Annotated in this window: 12 protein-coding genes, 1 tRNA gene and 1 pseudogene; all 14 read right to left on the bottom strand. The window is 64.1% G+C overall.

Annotation, left to right across the window (positions count from 1 at the left end; all coding sequences use genetic code 11):
• The coding region (locus tag AB4083_RS22400; RefSeq protein WP_236585397.1) for a GTP-binding protein at positions 1–173 on the bottom strand (173 nt) is incomplete at its 3' end.
• Positions 174–220: 47 nt separating this feature from the next.
• Positions 221–2,338: an elongation factor G gene (fusA, locus tag AB4083_RS22395; protein WP_441610718.1), complete on the bottom strand. Its 2,118-nt coding sequence runs from the start codon at positions 2,336–2,338 to the stop codon at positions 221–223.
• 27 nt (positions 2,339–2,365) lie between these two features.
• Positions 2,366–2,833, bottom strand: a complete 468-nt coding sequence (gene rpsG / locus AB4083_RS22390) for a 30S ribosomal protein S7 (protein ID WP_441610717.1) — start codon at positions 2,831–2,833, stop codon at positions 2,366–2,368.
• 21 nt (positions 2,834–2,854) lie between these two features.
• Positions 2,855–3,229 carry a 30S ribosomal protein S12 gene (rpsL, locus tag AB4083_RS22385; RefSeq protein ID WP_441610716.1) on the bottom strand — a complete coding sequence of 125 codons (375 nt, stop codon included), beginning with the start codon at positions 3,227–3,229 and terminating at the stop codon, positions 2,855–2,857.
• A 178-nt stretch (positions 3,230–3,407) separates the two neighbouring features.
• On the bottom strand, positions 3,408–7,622 hold the full coding sequence (gene rpoC / locus AB4083_RS22380) for a DNA-directed RNA polymerase subunit beta' (RefSeq protein ID WP_441610715.1): 4,215 nt from the start codon (positions 7,620–7,622) through the stop codon (positions 3,408–3,410).
• Positions 7,623–7,647: 25 nt separating this feature from the next.
• Positions 7,648–11,805 (bottom strand): DNA-directed RNA polymerase subunit beta, encoded by a 4,158-nt coding sequence (gene rpoB, locus AB4083_RS22375; RefSeq protein WP_441610714.1) that lies wholly within the window; start codon positions 11,803–11,805, stop codon positions 7,648–7,650.
• Positions 11,806–12,032: 227 nt separating this feature from the next.
• On the bottom strand, positions 12,033–12,404 hold the full coding sequence (gene rplL, locus AB4083_RS22370) for a 50S ribosomal protein L7/L12 (protein WP_441610713.1): 372 nt from the start codon (positions 12,402–12,404) through the stop codon (positions 12,033–12,035).
• A 52-nt stretch (positions 12,405–12,456) separates the two neighbouring features.
• Complete coding sequence (gene rplJ / locus AB4083_RS22365; protein WP_441610712.1) at positions 12,457–12,984, bottom strand: 50S ribosomal protein L10; 528 nt, start codon at positions 12,982–12,984, stop codon at positions 12,457–12,459.
• A 354-nt stretch (positions 12,985–13,338) separates the two neighbouring features.
• Positions 13,339–14,046, bottom strand: a complete 708-nt coding sequence (gene rplA / locus AB4083_RS22360) for a 50S ribosomal protein L1 (RefSeq protein WP_441610711.1) — start codon at positions 14,044–14,046, stop codon at positions 13,339–13,341.
• Positions 14,047–14,049: 3 nt separating this feature from the next.
• On the bottom strand, positions 14,050–14,478 hold the full coding sequence (gene rplK / locus AB4083_RS22355; protein WP_441610710.1) for a 50S ribosomal protein L11: 429 nt from the start codon (positions 14,476–14,478) through the stop codon (positions 14,050–14,052).
• Positions 14,479–14,659: 181 nt separating this feature from the next.
• Positions 14,660–15,220, bottom strand: coding sequence for a transcription termination/antitermination protein NusG (gene nusG, locus AB4083_RS22350; protein WP_441610709.1), 561 nt, complete (start codon positions 15,218–15,220; stop codon positions 14,660–14,662).
• A 10-nt stretch (positions 15,221–15,230) separates the two neighbouring features.
• Complete coding sequence (gene secE, locus AB4083_RS22345; RefSeq protein ID WP_441610708.1) at positions 15,231–15,641, bottom strand: preprotein translocase subunit SecE; 411 nt, start codon at positions 15,639–15,641, stop codon at positions 15,231–15,233.
• Positions 15,642–15,722: 81 nt separating this feature from the next.
• Positions 15,723–15,798, bottom strand: a tRNA-Trp gene (locus AB4083_RS22340).
• A 95-nt stretch (positions 15,799–15,893) separates the two neighbouring features.
• Positions 15,894–16,039, bottom strand: a pseudogene (gene tuf / locus AB4083_RS22335) (elongation factor Tu); the annotation flags it as partial.

Below are 16,039 nucleotides of genomic sequence, written 5' to 3'. Positions count from 1 at the left end.
GCCTTCTCTTCCGGCGCCGCGTCGATCGCGTCATAAGCCTTGAATTCGCCGCCAAAACGCTCAGCGCCCACCTTCGTCAGCGCCGCCGTCAGCGTCGTCTTGCCGTGGTCCACGTGACCGATCGTGCCGACGTTGACGTGCGGCTTGGTACGTTCGAACTTACCCTTTGCCATGTCTCAAACCTCTGAAAGAACTGTGTTGTAGAAGGAGGAAGGCCTTATCAGGCCTTCTTGATGACCTGCTCGGCGATGTTGTTCGGCGCCTCGGCGTAATGGTCGAACTCCATCGTGAAGGTAGCGCGACCCTGGGTCAGCGAGCGGATGGTGGTCGCATAGCCGAACATCTCGCCGAGCGGCACCATCGCATTGATGGTCTTGCCCGACGGCGTGTCGTCCTGGCCCTGCAGCAGGCCGCGACGACGACTCAGATCGCCCATCACGTCACCGACGTAGTCTTCCGGCGTCACCACCTCGACCTTCATGATCGGCTCGAGCAGGACCGGGTCGGCCTTGCGGAAGCCTTCCTTGAAGCCCATCGATGCAGCGATCTTGAACGCGGTTTCGGACGAGTCGACGTCATGGTACGAGCCGAACACCAGCTTCACCTTGATGCCCACCACCGGATAGCCGGCGAGCGGACCGCTGGAGATGGATTCGCGCAGACCCTTTTCAACCGCCGGGATGAATTCCTTGGGAATCACACCGCCGGAGATCTCGTTGACGAAAAGGAAATCGTCCTTGACGTTCGGGCTGTTCTTGTCTTCGGCGGACATCGGCGACAGCTCGAGCACGACGTGGCCGTACTGGCCCTTACCGCCGGACTGCTTGGCGTGCTTGTAGTCCGACTTGACGTCTTTCTTGCGGATCGTTTCGCGGTAGGCCACCTGCGGCTTGCCGACGTTCGCCTCGACATTGAACTCGCGACGCATGCGGTCGACGATGATGTCCAGGTGCAGCTCGCCCATGCCGGAAATGATGGTCTGGCCGGATTCCTCGTCCGTACGCACGCGGAAGGACGGATCCTCGGCGGCCAGGCGGCCCAGCGCGACACCCATCTTTTCCTGGTCGGACTTGGTCTTCGGTTCCACCGCCATAGAGATCACCGGCTCCGGGAACGTCATGCGCTCCAGGGTGATCACGTGGTCCTGCGAGCACAGCGTATCGCCCGTCGTCACGTCCTTCAGGCCGACCGCGGCGGCGATGTCGCCGGCGCGGACTTCCTTGATTTCCTGACGCTCGTTCGCGTGCATCTGCAGGATGCGGCCGATACGCTCCTTGCGCGACTTGATCGGGTTGTACACCTGATCGCCGGCATTGAGCGTGCCCGAGTAGACGCGGAAGAACGTGAGCGAGCCGACGAACGGATCGGTCATGATCTTGAACGCCAGCGCGGAGAACGGTGCACTGTCGTCGGCGCTGCGGGTGGCTTCCTTGTCGTCCTCGTCCATGCCGGCGACCGGCGGGCGGTCGGCCGGGGACGGCAGCAGGTTCACCACCGCGTCGAGCATCGCCTGGACGCCCTTGTTCTTGAACGCGGTACCGCAGAAGACCGGAATGATCTCGCTGGACAGCGTGCGCGCACGCAGACCGCTGATGACTTCTTCCTCGGAGAGGTCACCCTCTTCCAGGTACTTGTTCATCAGGTCTTCGGACGCTTCCGCAGCCGCCTCGACCATGAAGCTATGGGCCTCGGCGGCCTTTTCCTTCAGGTTGGCGGGGATGTCCTGGTACTCGAACTTCATGCCCTGGGACTCCATGTCCCAGACGATCGACTTCATCTTGAGCAGGTCGATCACGCCCTCGAAGTTGTCTTCGGCGCCGATCGGCACCTGCATCGGCACCGGGTTCGCACCCAGGCGCGCCTTCAGCTGTTCGACGACCTTTTCGAAGTTGGCACCCGTGCGGTCCATCTTGTTGACGAACGCGAGGCGCGGCACGTGATACTTGTTGGCCTGGCGCCACACGGTTTCCGACTGCGGCTGCACGCCACCCACGGCGCAAAGCACGAACACCGCACCGTCGAGCACGCGCAACGAACGCTCCACCTCGATGGTGAAGTCGACGTGCCCGGGCGTATCGATGATGTTGAAGCGATGCTCGGGCAAGGAGCGATCCATACCCTTCCAGAACGCCGTCGTTGCCGCCGACGTAATGGTGATGCCGCGCTCCTGCTCCTGCTCCATCCAGTCCATGGTCGCCGCCCCGTCATGCACCTCGCCAATCTTGTGACTGACACCGGTGTAGAACAGGATGCGCTCCGTGGTCGTGGTCTTACCGGCATCGATGTGGGCCATGATGCCGAAATTGCGATAGCGCTCGATGGGGGTGATGCGTGCCACGGCAGTAACCTCGAATCTATACTTTGCTTACCAGCGGTAGTGCGAGAACGCCTTGTTGGCTTCCGCCATGCGGTGCGTCTCTTCGCGCTTCTTGATCGCGCCACCGCGATTCTCGGAAGCCTCGAGCAGCTCGGCGGCCAGCTTGCGCGGCATCGAGGTCTCGCCGCGCTTGCGGGCGGACTCGATGGCCCAACGCATCGCCAGCGCCATGCGACGACCGGAGCGGACTTCGACCGGCACCTGGTAAGTGGCACCACCCACACGGCGGGACTTGACCTCGACCGCGGGAGCAATGTTGTTCAGCGCCTTCTCGACCAGCGAGACCGGCTCGGCGTGCTTTTCGCCCAGATGGCTAAGGGCACCGTAGACGATGCTTTCGGCCACGGACTTCTTGCCGCTCTTCATCACCATGTTGATGAAACGGGCGATCAGCTGGCTGCCATGCTTGGGGTCCGGCAGGACCAGGCGGGCGGGATGTGAACCTTTACGCGACATATCTCGTTGTCCTTTAGCTCTTTAGCTCTTCGGGCGCTTGGCGCCGTACTTCGAGCGCGACTGACGGCGCTTGGTGACGCCGGCGCAGTCGAGGCTGCCGCGCACCGTGTGATAACGCACACCCGGGAGATCCCTGACGCGGCCGCCGCGAATGAGCACCACCGAGTGCTCCTGCAGGTTGTGGCCTTCGCCGCCGATGTAGCTGATGACTTCGTAACCGTTGGTCAGGCGCACCTTGGCAACCTTACGCAGGGCCGAATTCGGCTTCTTCGGGGTGGTGGTGTAGACGCGCGTGCAAACGCCGCGGCGCTGCGGGCTGTTCTGCAGGGCCGGAGAAGCGCTCTTATAGCTCTTCGGGCTGCGGGACTTGCGCACCAACTGGTTGATAGTCGACATGCGTAACTTTTCCTGAGAAACATAAAGGCAGACCGAATCAGCTCGGTCTGCCAAGAAGCGGGAATTTAACATGGGCAGCTCGCCACAGACAAGCTGACGCCCTGCCCTCCATGACCCGAACACGAGGCGCATTCCTTGCGCCTCATTTCGTATGTCAGTGAGTAAGTCCCGGTGGGGCTTACTCCGAACCGTTGTCACTACCGACGGTGGCTTCCGCGAAGGAGACTGCGGAGGCGGAGCCGGAAAGGGTATCCAGCTCCGCGGCGGTCAGACCGCCCTGGCGCCGACGCTGTGCGTGGAACGCCAGACCCGTACCTGCCGGAATAAGACGCCCGACAATAACATTTTCCTTCAGGCCCCGCAAGGTGTCACGCGTGCCACGAACGGCCGCCTCGGTGAGGACGCGGGTCGTTTCCTGGAACGAAGCGGCCGAGATGAACGACTCGGTCGCCAGCGACGCCTTGGTGATGCCCAGCAGCACCGACTGGAAGTCGGCCGGACGCTCGTTGCGGGAGGAAGCGCGATCGTTCTCCGCATTGATGCGGACACGCTCCACCTGCTCGCCGCGCAGGTAATGGCTATCGCCGGCCTCGGTGATCTCAACCTTGCGCAGCATCTGGCGAATGATCGTTTCGATGTGCTTGTCGTTGATCTTCACGCCCTGCAGGCGGTAGACGTCCTGGATTTCCTTGACCAGGTACGAAGCCAGCGGCTCGACCCCCAGCAGACGCAGGATGTCGTGCGGATTCGGCTCGCCGTCCACCACGGTTTCGCCCTTCTCCACGTGCTCGCCCTCGAACACGATGACCTGGCGCCACTTCGGGATCAGCTCCTCGTGCTCGTTGCCGTCGGAGTCCTTGATGATCAGGCGCTGCTTGCCCTTGGTGTCCTTGCCGAAGCTGACCACGCCGGAGCGCTCGGCCAGGATCGCCGGCTCCTTCGGCTTGCGTGCTTCGAACAAGTCGGCCACGCGGGGCAGACCGCCGGTGATGTCGCGGGTCTTCGAGGTTTCCTGCGGGATACGGGCGACCACGTCGCCCACGCCCACTTCGGCGCCGTTCTGGATCGACACGATCGCGCCGGCCGGCAGCATGTACTGCGCCGGCACGTCAGTGCCCGGCAGCTTGAGCTCGCGGCCCTTGCTGTCTTCCAGGCGGACGATCGGGCGCAGGTCCTTGGCCGCGGTGCCGCGACGCTTCGGATCGGTCACCACCGCCGATTCCAGGCCGGTCAGCTCGTCGGTCTGGCTCTGCACCGTCACGCCATCGATGAAGTCGATGAAGCGCACGGTACCGGCCACTTCCGACACGATCGGGTGGGTATGCGGGTCCCAGTTGGCCACGGTCTGGCCGGCCTTGACCGGGTCGCCGTCCTTGACCGCGATGGTCGAGCCGTACGGCACCTTGTAGCGCTCACGCTCGCGGCCGTTGGCGTCGATCACCGACACTTCGCCCGAACGCGACACCGCCACCAGGTGGCCCTGGGCGTGCTGCACGGTCTTGAGGTTGTTGAACTTCAGCGTGCCGGTGGTCTTCACCGTCACGTTGTCCACCGCCGCCGCACGCGAAGCCGCACCACCGATGTGGAACGTACGCATGGTCAGCTGGGTGCCGGGTTCGCCGATCGACTGCGCGGCAACCACGCCCACCGCCTCGCCCATGTTGACCAGGTGGCCACGGGCCAGGTCGCGGCCGTAGCACAGCGCGCACACGCCATGCGAAGCCTGGCAGGTGATCGGCGAGCGCACCTTGATCGACTGCACGCCGGCCTTGTCGAGCTTCTCGACCAGGGCTTCGTCCAGCAGGGTGTCGCGGGTGACGATCGCCTGATCGTCTTCGCCGGGACCATAGACGTCCTCGACCACCACGCGGCCCAGCACGCGCTCGCGCAACGGCTCGACCACATCGCCGCCTTCGACGATCGGCTGCATGATCACGCCTTCCTCGGTACCGCAATCGAGGGAGGTGATCACCACGTCCTGCGCCACGTCCACCAGACGGCGGGTCAGGTAACCCGAGTTGGCGGTCTTCAGCGCCGTATCCGCCAGGCCCTTACGGGCACCGTGGGTGGAGTTGAAGTACTGCAGCACGTTCAGGCCTTCGCGGAAGTTGGCCTTGATCGGGGTCTCGATGATCGAGCCGTCCGGGCGGGCCATCAGGCCACGCATGCCGGCCAGCTGGCGAATCTGCGCCACCGAGCCACGGGCGCCGGAGTCGGCCATGATGTACAGCGAGTTCATCGACTTCTGCGCGACGGTCTCGCCCTTGGCATTGGTGACCTTCTCGGTACCGATGCCGTCGATCATCGCCTTGGCCACCAGCTCGTTGGTGCGCGACCAGATGTCGACCACCTTGTTGTAGCGCTCGCCGGCGGTGACCAGGCCCGACTGGTACTGCTCCTGGATCTCGACCACTTCCTTCTCGGCCTCTTCCAGGATGCCCTTCTTCTCGGTCGGGATGATCATGTCATCGATGCCGATCGAGATGCCGGCGCGGGTCGCGAAGCGGAAGCCGGTGTACATCAGCTTGTCCGCGAACACCACGGTGTCCTTCAGGCCCAGCAGGCGGTAGCTGGAGTTGATCAGGCGCGAGATGGCCTTCTTGGTCAGCTCGGTGTTGGCCAGCGAGAACGGCAGGCCTTCCGGCAGGATCTCGACCAGCAGCGCGCGGCCGACGGTGGTCTCCGCCAGCTGCACGGAGCTGCTGCGGTTACCTTCCTCGTCGATCTGGGTGACATTCATGCGCACCTTGATCTTGGCGTGCAGCTCCACCGCGCGGTTGTCGTAGGCGCGACGCACTTCGCTGATGCTCGAGAACACCATGCCGGCGCCCTTCACGTTCACCAGCTCGCGCGTCATGTAGTACAGGCCCAGCACCACGTCCTGGGTCGGCACGATGATCGGCTCGCCGTTGGCGGGCGACAGGATGTTGTTCGAGGACATCATCAGGGCGCGCGCTTCCAGCTGCGCCTCGATCGACAGCGGCACGTGCACGGCCATCTGGTCGCCGTCGAAGTCGGCGTTGAACGCGGTACAGACCAGCGGATGCAGCTGGATCGCCTTGCCTTCGATCAGCACCGGCTCGAACGCCTGGATGCCCAGGCGGTGCAGGGTCGGCGCGCGGTTAAGCAGCACCGGATGCTCGCGGATCACGTCCTCGAGGATGTCCCACACCTGGCCTTCCTCGCGCTCGACGAGCTTCTTGGCGGCCTTGATGGTGGTCGCTTCGCCGCGCGCCTGCAGCTTGGCGAAGATGAAGGGCTTGAACAGCTCAAGCGCCATCTTCTTGGGCAGGCCGCACTGGTGCAGGCGCAACGTCGGGCCCACCACGATCACCGAACGACCGGAGTAGTCCACGCGCTTGCCGAGCAGGTTCTGGCGGAAGCGGCCCTGCTTGCCCTTGATCATGTCGGCCAGCGACTTCAGCGCGCGCTTGTTGGTGCCGGTGATGGCACGGCCGCGGCGGCCGTTGTCGAGCAGCGCATCGACCGATTCCTGCAGCATGCGCTTCTCGTTGCGCACGATGATGTCGGGCGCGTTGAGTTCCAGCAGACGCTTCAGGCGGTTGTTGCGGTTGATGACGCGGCGGTACAGGTCGTTGAGGTCGGAGGTCGCGAAGCGGCCACCGTCCAGCGGGACCAGCGGACGCAGGTCCGGCGGCAGCACCGGCAGCACGGTCAGCACCATCCACTCGGGACGGTTGCCGGACTCCAGGAACGCCTCGATCAGCTTCACGCGCTTGGTGAGGCGCTTGAGCTTGGTCTCGGAGTTGGTCGAGGAGATCTCTTCCTTCAGGCGCACCACTTCGCCCGGCAGGTCGAGCGACTTCAGCAGCTCGTACACCGCCTCGGCGCCCATGCGCGCGTCGAACTCGTCGCCGTGCTCTTCCACCGCTTCGAGGTACTGGTCTTCGCTGAGCAGCTGGCCACGCTCAAGCGCGGTCAGGCCCGGATCGATCACCACGAAGGCTTCGAAGTACAGGATGCGCTCGATGTCGCGCAGGGTCATGTCCAGCATCAGGCCGATGCGCGACGGCAGCGACTTGAGGAACCAGATGTGCGCGGTCGGGCTGGCCAGCTCGATGTGGCCCATGCGCTCGCGACGCACCTTGGCCAGGGTGACCTCGGTGCCGCACTTCTCGCAGACCACGCCACGGTGCTTCATGCGCTTGTACTTGCCGCACAGGCACTCGTAGTCCTTCACCGGGCCGAAGATGGCGGCGCAGAACAGGCCGTCACGCTCCGGCTTGAAGGTGCGGTAGTTGATGGTCTCGGGCTTCTTGACTTCACCGTACGACCAGGAACGGATCAACTCCGGCGAGGCCAGCGCGATCTTGATCGAATCGAAATCGGGCGTGGTGCGCTGCTGGTTGAATAGATTGAGCAAATCTTTCATTGCATAAGCTCCTGTAACCCGCGGGTTACTTGATCTCTTCCAGGTCGATGTCGATGCCGAGCGAACGGATTTCCTTCACGAGCACGTTGAAGGATTCCGGCATGCCGGCCGCCATCTCGTGGTTGCCGTCGACGATGTTCTTGTACATCTGGTTGCGGCCCTGCACGTCATCGGACTTCACCGTCAGCATTTCCTGCAGAGTGTAGGCCGCGCCGTAGGCTTCCAGCGCCCAGACTTCCATTTCGCCGAAGCGCTGGCCGCCGAACTGCGCCTTGCCGCCCAGCGGCTGCTGGGTGACGAGCGAGTACGGACCGGTGGAGCGCGCGTGCATCTTGTCGTCGACCAGGTGGTTCAGCTTCAGATAGTGCATGTAGCCGACGGTGACCGGACGATCGAACGCCTCGCCGGTACGGCCGTCGAACAGCGTGGTCTGGCCCGACTCGGGCAGATCCGCCAGCCGCAGCATCGCCTTCAGTTCGGCTTCCTCGGCACCGTCGAACACCGGCGTGGCCATCGGTACGCCTTCCTGCAGGTTGTTCGCCAGCGTGAAGATCTCATCGTCGGTCAGCGACTTCAGGTCGACGTGCTGCACGGCGCCAGCCACATGGTGGTTGTAGATCTGGTCCAGGAACTCGCGGATCTGCGCGACCTTGGCCTGCGCTTCGAGCATCTTCTGGATCTTCTTGCCCAGGCCCTTGGCGGCCCAGCCCAGATGCACTTCCAGAATCTGGCCGATGTTCATACGCGAGGGCACGCCCAGCGGGTTCAGCACGATGTCGACCGAGGTACCGTCCGCCATGAACGGCATGTCCTCGACCGGCACCACGTTGGACACCACGCCCTTGTTGCCGTGACGGCCGGCCATCTTGTCGCCCGGCTGGATGCGGCGCTTCACGGCCAGGAACACCTTGACCATCTTCAGCACGCCCGGCGCGAGGTCGTCACCCTGGGTGATCTTGCCCTGCTTCTCCTTGAAGCGCTTGTCGAACTCCTCGCGATGGCGCTTGACCTGGTCGGCCGCGCGCTCGAGGAACTCGGTGACGTCCTCGTCCTTGACGTTGACCTTGAACCAGTCGTCCTTCTTCAGGCTGTCCAGGTAGGCGTCGGTCACTTCGGCGCCGCGCTTCAGCCCGCCCGGGCCGCTGTTGGCGATCTTGCCGACCAGCTGCGTGCGCATGCGGTTGAAGATGGCGCCCTCGAGGATGCGGAACTGGTCGTCAAGATCCTTGCGGATACGCTTGACTTCCATTTCCTCGATCTGCTTCGCGCGCTTGTCCTTCTCGATGCCGTCGCGGGTGAACACCTGCACGTCGATGACGGTGCCGTCCATGCCCGGCGGCACGCGCAGCGAGCTGTCCTTAACGTCGGACGCCTTCTCGCCGAAGATCGCGCGCAGCAGCTTCTCTTCCGGGGTCAGCTGGCTCTCGCCCTTCGGCGTGACCTTGCCGACCAGGATGTCGCCCGCCTTCACCTCGGCGCCGATGTACACGATGCCGGACTCGTCCAGACGCGCCAGCGCCTGCTCGCCCACGTTCGGGATGTCGGCGGTGATTTCCTCGGCGCCCAGCTTGGTGTCGCGCGCGATACAGGCCAGCTCCTCGATGTGGATCGAGGTGTAGCGGTCTTCCTGTACGACGCGCTCGGAGAGCAGGATCGAGTCTTCGAAGTTGTAGCCGTTCCACGGCATGAAGGCGATCAGCATGTTCTGGCCGAGCGCGAGCTCGCCCAGGTCGGTCGACGAACCGTCGGCCAGCGTGTCGCCCTTCGCCACCACGTCACCCACGTTCACCAGCGGACGCTGGTTGAGGTTGGTGTTCTGGTTGGAGCGGGTGTACTTGGTCAGCGTGTAGATATCGACGCCGGCGTCGTTGTCGCCGACCTCCCGCTCGTTCACGCGCACCACGATACGGCCGGCGTCGACCTGGTCGATCACGCCGCCGCGCTTGGCGGTGACGATCACGCCCGAGTCGCGCGCCACCGCGCGCTCGATGCCGGTACCGACCAGCGGGGTCTGCGAACGCAGCGTCGGCACGGCCTGGCGCTGCATGTTCGCGCCCATCAGGGCGCGGTTGGCGTCATCGTGCTCGAGGAACGGCACCAGCGCCGCCGCCACCGACACGGTCTGCATCGGCGACACGTCCATGTAGCCGACTTCGGACGCCGGACGCAGCTCGGACTCGCCGCGGAAACGGCAGGACACGAAGTCTTCGACGAAGCGGCCGTCCTTCAACGGCGAGTTCGCCTGGGCGATCACGTGGTCGCCCTCTTCGATCGCCGACAGGTAGTCCACCTTGTCGGTAACCTTGCCGTTCTCGACCTTGCGATACGGCGTCTCCAGGAAGCCGTAGGCGTTGGTGCGGGCGTACACGGCCAGCGAGTTGATCAGGCCGATGTTCGGGCCTTCCGGCGTTTCGATGGTGCAGACGCGGCCGTAATGGGTCGGGTGCACGTCGCGCACTTCGAAGCCGGCGCGCTCGCGGGTCAGGCCGCCCGGGCCGAGGGCCGAGACGCGGCGCTTGTGCGTCACTTCCGACAGCGGGTTGTTCTGGTCCATGAACTGGCTGAGCTGCGAGGAGCCGAAGAACTCCTTCACCGCAGCCGCCACCGGCTTGGCGTTGATCAGTTCCTGCGGGGTCAGGCCCTCGGACTCGGCCAGCGACAGGCGCTCGCGCACGGCGCGCTCGACGCGCACCAGGCCGATGCGGAAGGTGTTCTCCGCCATCTCGCCGACCGAACGCACGCGACGGTTGCCCAGGTGGTCGATGTCGTCGACCGTGCCGTGGCCGTTCTTGATATCGATCAGCACCTTCAGCACGTCGAGGATGTCGGAGGTCTCACCGTGCGCCTGCACCAGCCGCTGGGATTCCTCTTCCTTGCGCTCGCCGAAGTACTTGTGGTCGTACAGCACGCCCGGACCGACGATTTCCTTGCGGCCGACGCGGCGGTTGAACTTCATGCGGCCGACCGCCGACAGGTCGTAGCGGTCGAAGGTGAAGAACAGGTTGTAGAACAGGTTCTGCGCGGCGTCCTTGGTCGGCGGCTCGCCCGGACGCATCATGCGGTAGATCTCCACCAGCGCCTCGAGCTGCGTCTTGGTGTTGTCGATGCGCAGGGTGTGCGAGACGTAGGCGCCGCGGTCGAGGTCGTTCACGTACAGGGTCGGCACCGTCTCGATGCCGGCCTTGCGGAAGTTCTCGAGCTGGTCGGCGGTGATCTCGTCGTTGGCCGAGGCCAGCAGCTCGCCGGTCTTCGCGTCAACGATGTCGACCGCCAGGATGCGGCCGACCGGGTAGTCGTCCGGCACTTCCAGCGCGGTGATGTTCTCGGCCGCCAGCTGGCGGACGTGGCGCGCGGTGATGCGCTTGCCGGCTTCCACCAGCACGTTGTCGCCCACCACCAGGTCGAAGGTCAGCGTCTCGCCGCGCAGGCGCTCGGCGACGAGCTCCAGCGTGGTGCCGCCCTTCTTGCCCAGGTGGAACACGTTGTGCTCGAAGAAGATGTTCAGCATCTCTTCGTTGCCGTAGCCCAGCGCGCGCAGCAGCACCGTCACCGGCAGCTTGCGGCGACGGTCGATACGGGTATACAGCGCGTCCTTCGGGTCGAACTCGAAGTCCAGCCAGGAGCCGCGGTAGGGGATCACGCGCGCGGAGAACAGCAGCTTGCCCGAGCTGTGCGTCTTGCCGCGGTCGTGGTCGAAGAACACGCCCGGCGAACGGTGCAGCTGGGAAACGATGACGCGCTCGGTGCCGTTGATGATGAAGGTGCCGGTGTCGGTCATGAGCGGGATCTCGCCCATGTAGACCTCCTGCTCCTTCACGTACTTGACGGCCTTCTTCGACGCCGGGCTGTCCTTGTCGTAGATGACCAGGCGCACGGTGACGCGCAGCGGCGCGCCGAAGGTCATGCCGCGGTTGCGGCATTCGCGCTCGTCGAACGCGGGCTCGCCGAGTCGATAATCGACGTACTCCAGCGCCGCATTGCCGGAATAGCTGACGATCGGGAAGACCGACTTCAGCGCGGCGTGCAGACCCTTGTCGTCGCGCTGTTTCGGCGCGACCTGCTCCTGCAGGAACTCCCGGTAGGAATCGGTCTGGATGGTCAGCAGGTTCGGCACGCCCAGTACAGGGGGACGCTTGCCGAAATCCTTGCGGATGCGCTTCTTCTCGGTAAACGAGTAGGTCATGGTGGGTACCGCCTCGGTTCGCAGTGACGCCGGTGGTGCACACACCGGCTGAATGGATTTGCAGGGATTCAAGGAATCGAGCATGAGGATTCGGCGTGCCGACTCTGCATGCTCCATGCCTTGCTTCCGTTTCGCACTCGCACCTGCTTAAGCAGGCAAAGCCCGGGAGCTTTCGCTCCCAGGCTTGCGTGACGCTAGATCAAACTGACGGCGCGCAAGAGCGCCGATTACTTCAGTTCGACCGTGGCGCCGGCAGCTTCGAGGTCCTTCTTGAACTTCGCAGCGTCGTCCTTCGAAGCGGCTTCCTTTACGACGCCACCGGCTTCGGTGAGGTCCTTCGCTTCCTTCAGGCCCAGGCCGGTGATGGCGCGGACGGCCTTGATCACGTCGACCTTCTTGTCGCCGCAATTCTTCAGGATGACGTCGAACTCGGTCTGCTCTTCAACAGCCGGGCCGGCGGAGGCCGGGCCGGCGGCCATCATGACCGGGGCGGCGGCGGACACGCCAAACTTCTCTTCGATGGCCTTCACCAGGTCCATCACTTCCATCAGCGACTTGGCGGCGACGGCTTCAACGATCTGTTCGTTGGTCAGGGACATTTGCTTTACCTCTGGAAATTGATTCGGTTAGAAACTTCGTCGAACTGAGCGATCAAGCTTCAGCTTCGGCCGGAACCGCTTCGGCTTCGCCGCCACCCTGCTTGTCGGCCACGGCCTTGACGGCGCGGGCAAACATCGCAGCGGGCTCGGCCAGCACGCGGGCCAGCATGGCGAGGGCTTCTTCGCGGGTCGGCAGCGAGGCCAGCACTTCCACATGGGCGGCCGGGAACAGCTTGCCTTCCACGGAAACCAGGCGGGGCTTGAGCTTTTCGTTGCTCTTGGCGAATTCCTTGATCAGGCGACCGGCAGCGCCGGGCTCCTCCATCGAGAACGCGTACAGCAGCGGACCGGTCAGGGCGTCTTTGACGACCTCGAACTCGGTACCGCCGACGGCGCGCGAAGCCAGCGTGTTCTTGACAACTTTCAGGAACACACCGCTTTCACGGGCCTTCTTGCGCATCGCGGTCATCTGTTCGACCGTGGTGCCCGCGTACTCGGCAGCGACCAAGGAGTGAGCCTTCGCGGCAACTTCTGCCAGTTCGGCGACTACTTCTTGCTTCTGAGAGAGATTCAGAGCCATATCACTCCTCCACTTTGAAATCCGCTTGCGACTCCTGCCGCTTGCGGTCCTGAGCGACGCCTTCCGTGACGTCGGGGATCGTGAGATCCCGGGTGGTGGCCTTTCCAGAAAACATCCCTGAACACCAGGATTCCAGAACGGGCTGCACCATCTACGCAGGCCGGATCCGCCAGGGAACCGATTAAGCGACCCCGCTGCCGACGACGGCGATTCCATGCCAATACGAGCTCCCTGCTCGTCGTCGTCGCGCGCTGATCGCGCCTGCGGTCTTTGACGGCGGCGCCGTTCTTGGCGAACGGCAGCTGCCCTCAAAAACGTGCCTGCGCCGGCCGGGCCGGCGCAGGGCTTGATGACTTACTTGGCCGAGACCGCCACGGTGGAGGTGTCGACCGGGACGCCCACGCCCATCGTGCTGGACAGGGCGATCTTCTGTACGTACTGGCCCTTCGCCGTGGAAGGCTTGGCCTTCAGCAGGTCGGCGATGAGCGCATTGAGGTTGTCGGCGAGCTGCGCCGCCTCGAAGTTGGCCTTGCCGATGGTGGCGTGGATGATGCCCGCCTTGTCGTTGCGGAACTTCACCTGGCCGGCCTTGGCATTCTTCACCGCGGTGGCGACGTCGGCGGTGACCGAGCCGTCCTTCGGGTTCGGCATCAGGCCGCGCGGGCCGAGCAGCTGGCCCAGCTTGCCGACCACGCGCATCGCGTCCGGCGTGGCGATCACGCGACCGAAGTCGAGGTCGCCGGCCTGCATGCGCTCGGCCAGGTCGTCCATGCCGACGGCGTCGGCACCGGCGGCCTTGGCGGCCTCGGCCTTCTCACCGGCCGGCACGAACACGGCGACCTTGATGGTCTTGCCGGTGCCGTGCGGCAGCAGCGAGGAGCCGCGCACACCCTGGTCGGACTTCTTCGCATCGATACCCAGACGCACCGACACGTCCACCGACTCGGCGAACTTGGCCTTGGCGTTGTCCTTGACGATCTTCAGGGCTTCTTCCAGGCCATAGAGCTTGCCCGGCTGCACTGCCGCATGAGCGGTCTTCAAACGCTTCGTGAGCTTTGCCATGTCTTAGCCCTCCACCACCAAGCCCATGCTGCGCGCGCTACCGGCAATGGTGCGCACCGCAGCGTCCAGATCCGCAGCCGTGAGATCCGGCTCCTTCTGCTTCGCAACGTCTTCCAGCTGCTTGCGGGTGATCTTGCCCACCTTGTCGGTGTTCGGCTTGGACGAGCCCTTGGCGACGCCCGTGACCTTCTTGATCAGCACGCTGGCCGGCGGGGTCTTGGTTATAAAGGTGAAGCTGCGATCCGAATACGCCGTGATGATCACGGGAATCGGCATGCCCGGCTCCATCTTCTGCGTGGCGGCATTGAACGCCTTGCAGAATTCCATGATGTTCAGGCCGCGCTGGCCGAGGGCGGGGCCCACCGGCGGCGACGGGTTGGCCTGGCCGGCCTTGACCTGCAGCTTGATGTAACCGACGACTTTCTTTGCCATTGGATTTTCCTCGCGAGTTCGGGCGCCTTGCGGCTCCTCGCAGTGCACATTCCATGGATGTAGGGCGGCTCGCGCTCCAGCGAACCGAGAAATACGGACACGCCGAGCGAAATGCCCCGGCGTGAACCGCGTAGTTTAAGGAGTGATCAAGTTTTAAGCAAGCCCCGTGCCGGGGCCTGCCTCAGGCCTTCTCGACCTGTCCGAATTCGAGCTCAACCGGGGTCGAACGACCGAAGATCAGCACCGCGACGCGCAGGCGGCTCTTCTCGTAGTTGACTTCCTCGACCACGCCATTGAAGTCGTTGAACGGACCTTCGGTGACGCGAACCATTTCACCCGGCTCAAATAGAACCTTGGGCTTCGGCTTCTCCACGCCCTCGCGGACGCGGCTGAGGATGTTGTCGGCTTCGCTGTCGCGGATCGGCAGCGGGCGGTCGGCGGTTCCGCCGATGAAGCCCATCACCTTGGGGGTTTCCTTGACCAGGTGCCAGCATTCGTCGTCGATCCGGGGGGCCTTGCCCTCGGTATCGGTCTCGATCTGCACCAGCACGTAGCCCGGGAAGAACTTGCGATCGCTGCGGCGCTTCTGGCCGCCGCGCATCTCGATCACTTCTTCGGTCGGCACCAGGACTTCGCCGAAGCGCTCTTCCATGCCGGCGCGCTGAATGCGCTCGACCAGCGACTTGCGCACCTGGTTCTCGAAGCCCGAATAGGCGTGCACCACATACCAACGCTTGCTCATGCTCTTTACCTCACGAACCCAGCTTGAGCAGCCAGTCGAGCACGACCGACTTAAGGATGAGATCGATCACGCCCAACAGCAGGGACAGAACGATCACCACGACGATGATGATGCCAGTGGTCTTGAGCGTCTCGTCACGCGAGGGCCAGACCACCTTACGCATTTCGAACTGGGACTCGCCCAGGAAGGAACGGACGCGGCGTCCCAACGCGGTCGTGGCTGCAATGGCGAGCGCGGCGACCAGCGCCACCAGCACGCCGACCAGGCGAACCGCACCCGGCACGCTTGCGTCATTGCTGAACCACGAGTACGCGAAAACACCGGCGACCAGCACCAGCACGGCAAACACCAGCTTGGCGATGTCGGCGGCGCCTGCCTCCTTGAGGTTAGCGCCCTTGGTCTGTTCTGCCTTGGTATTCATGCAAGCGATCGGATAGGAGCCGGCAACCGGGCCCCGAAGCCCCAGCTACCACTCGCCACCCGTCTTCGGTCCTCGGGAAGGTGGCACGCCAGGAGGGACTCGAACCCCCAACCTGCGGTTTTGGAGACCGCTGCTCTGCCAATTGAGCTACTGGCGTACGTTTGAAAATCAGTGGAGCCGCACGCCTGGCCTGCCGTGAGATGCCATTCGCATCTCACAGCCCGCACGGCGGGCGACTCCCAATAGTACTACTTACTTGGTGATCTTGGCGACGACGCCGGCGCCGACGGTGCGGCCACCTTCGCGGATCGCGAAGCGCAGACCGTCCGTCATCGCGATCGGCGCGATCAGGGTCACCTGCATCTTCACGTTGTCACCCGGCATCACCATCTCCACGC

This window comes from Dyella sp. 2RAB6 (genome assembly GCF_052115385.1).
Taxonomy (GTDB): Bacteria; Pseudomonadota; Gammaproteobacteria; order Xanthomonadales; family Rhodanobacteraceae; genus Dyella_D.
This window is presented reverse-complemented; position numbering and strand designations above follow the sequence as displayed.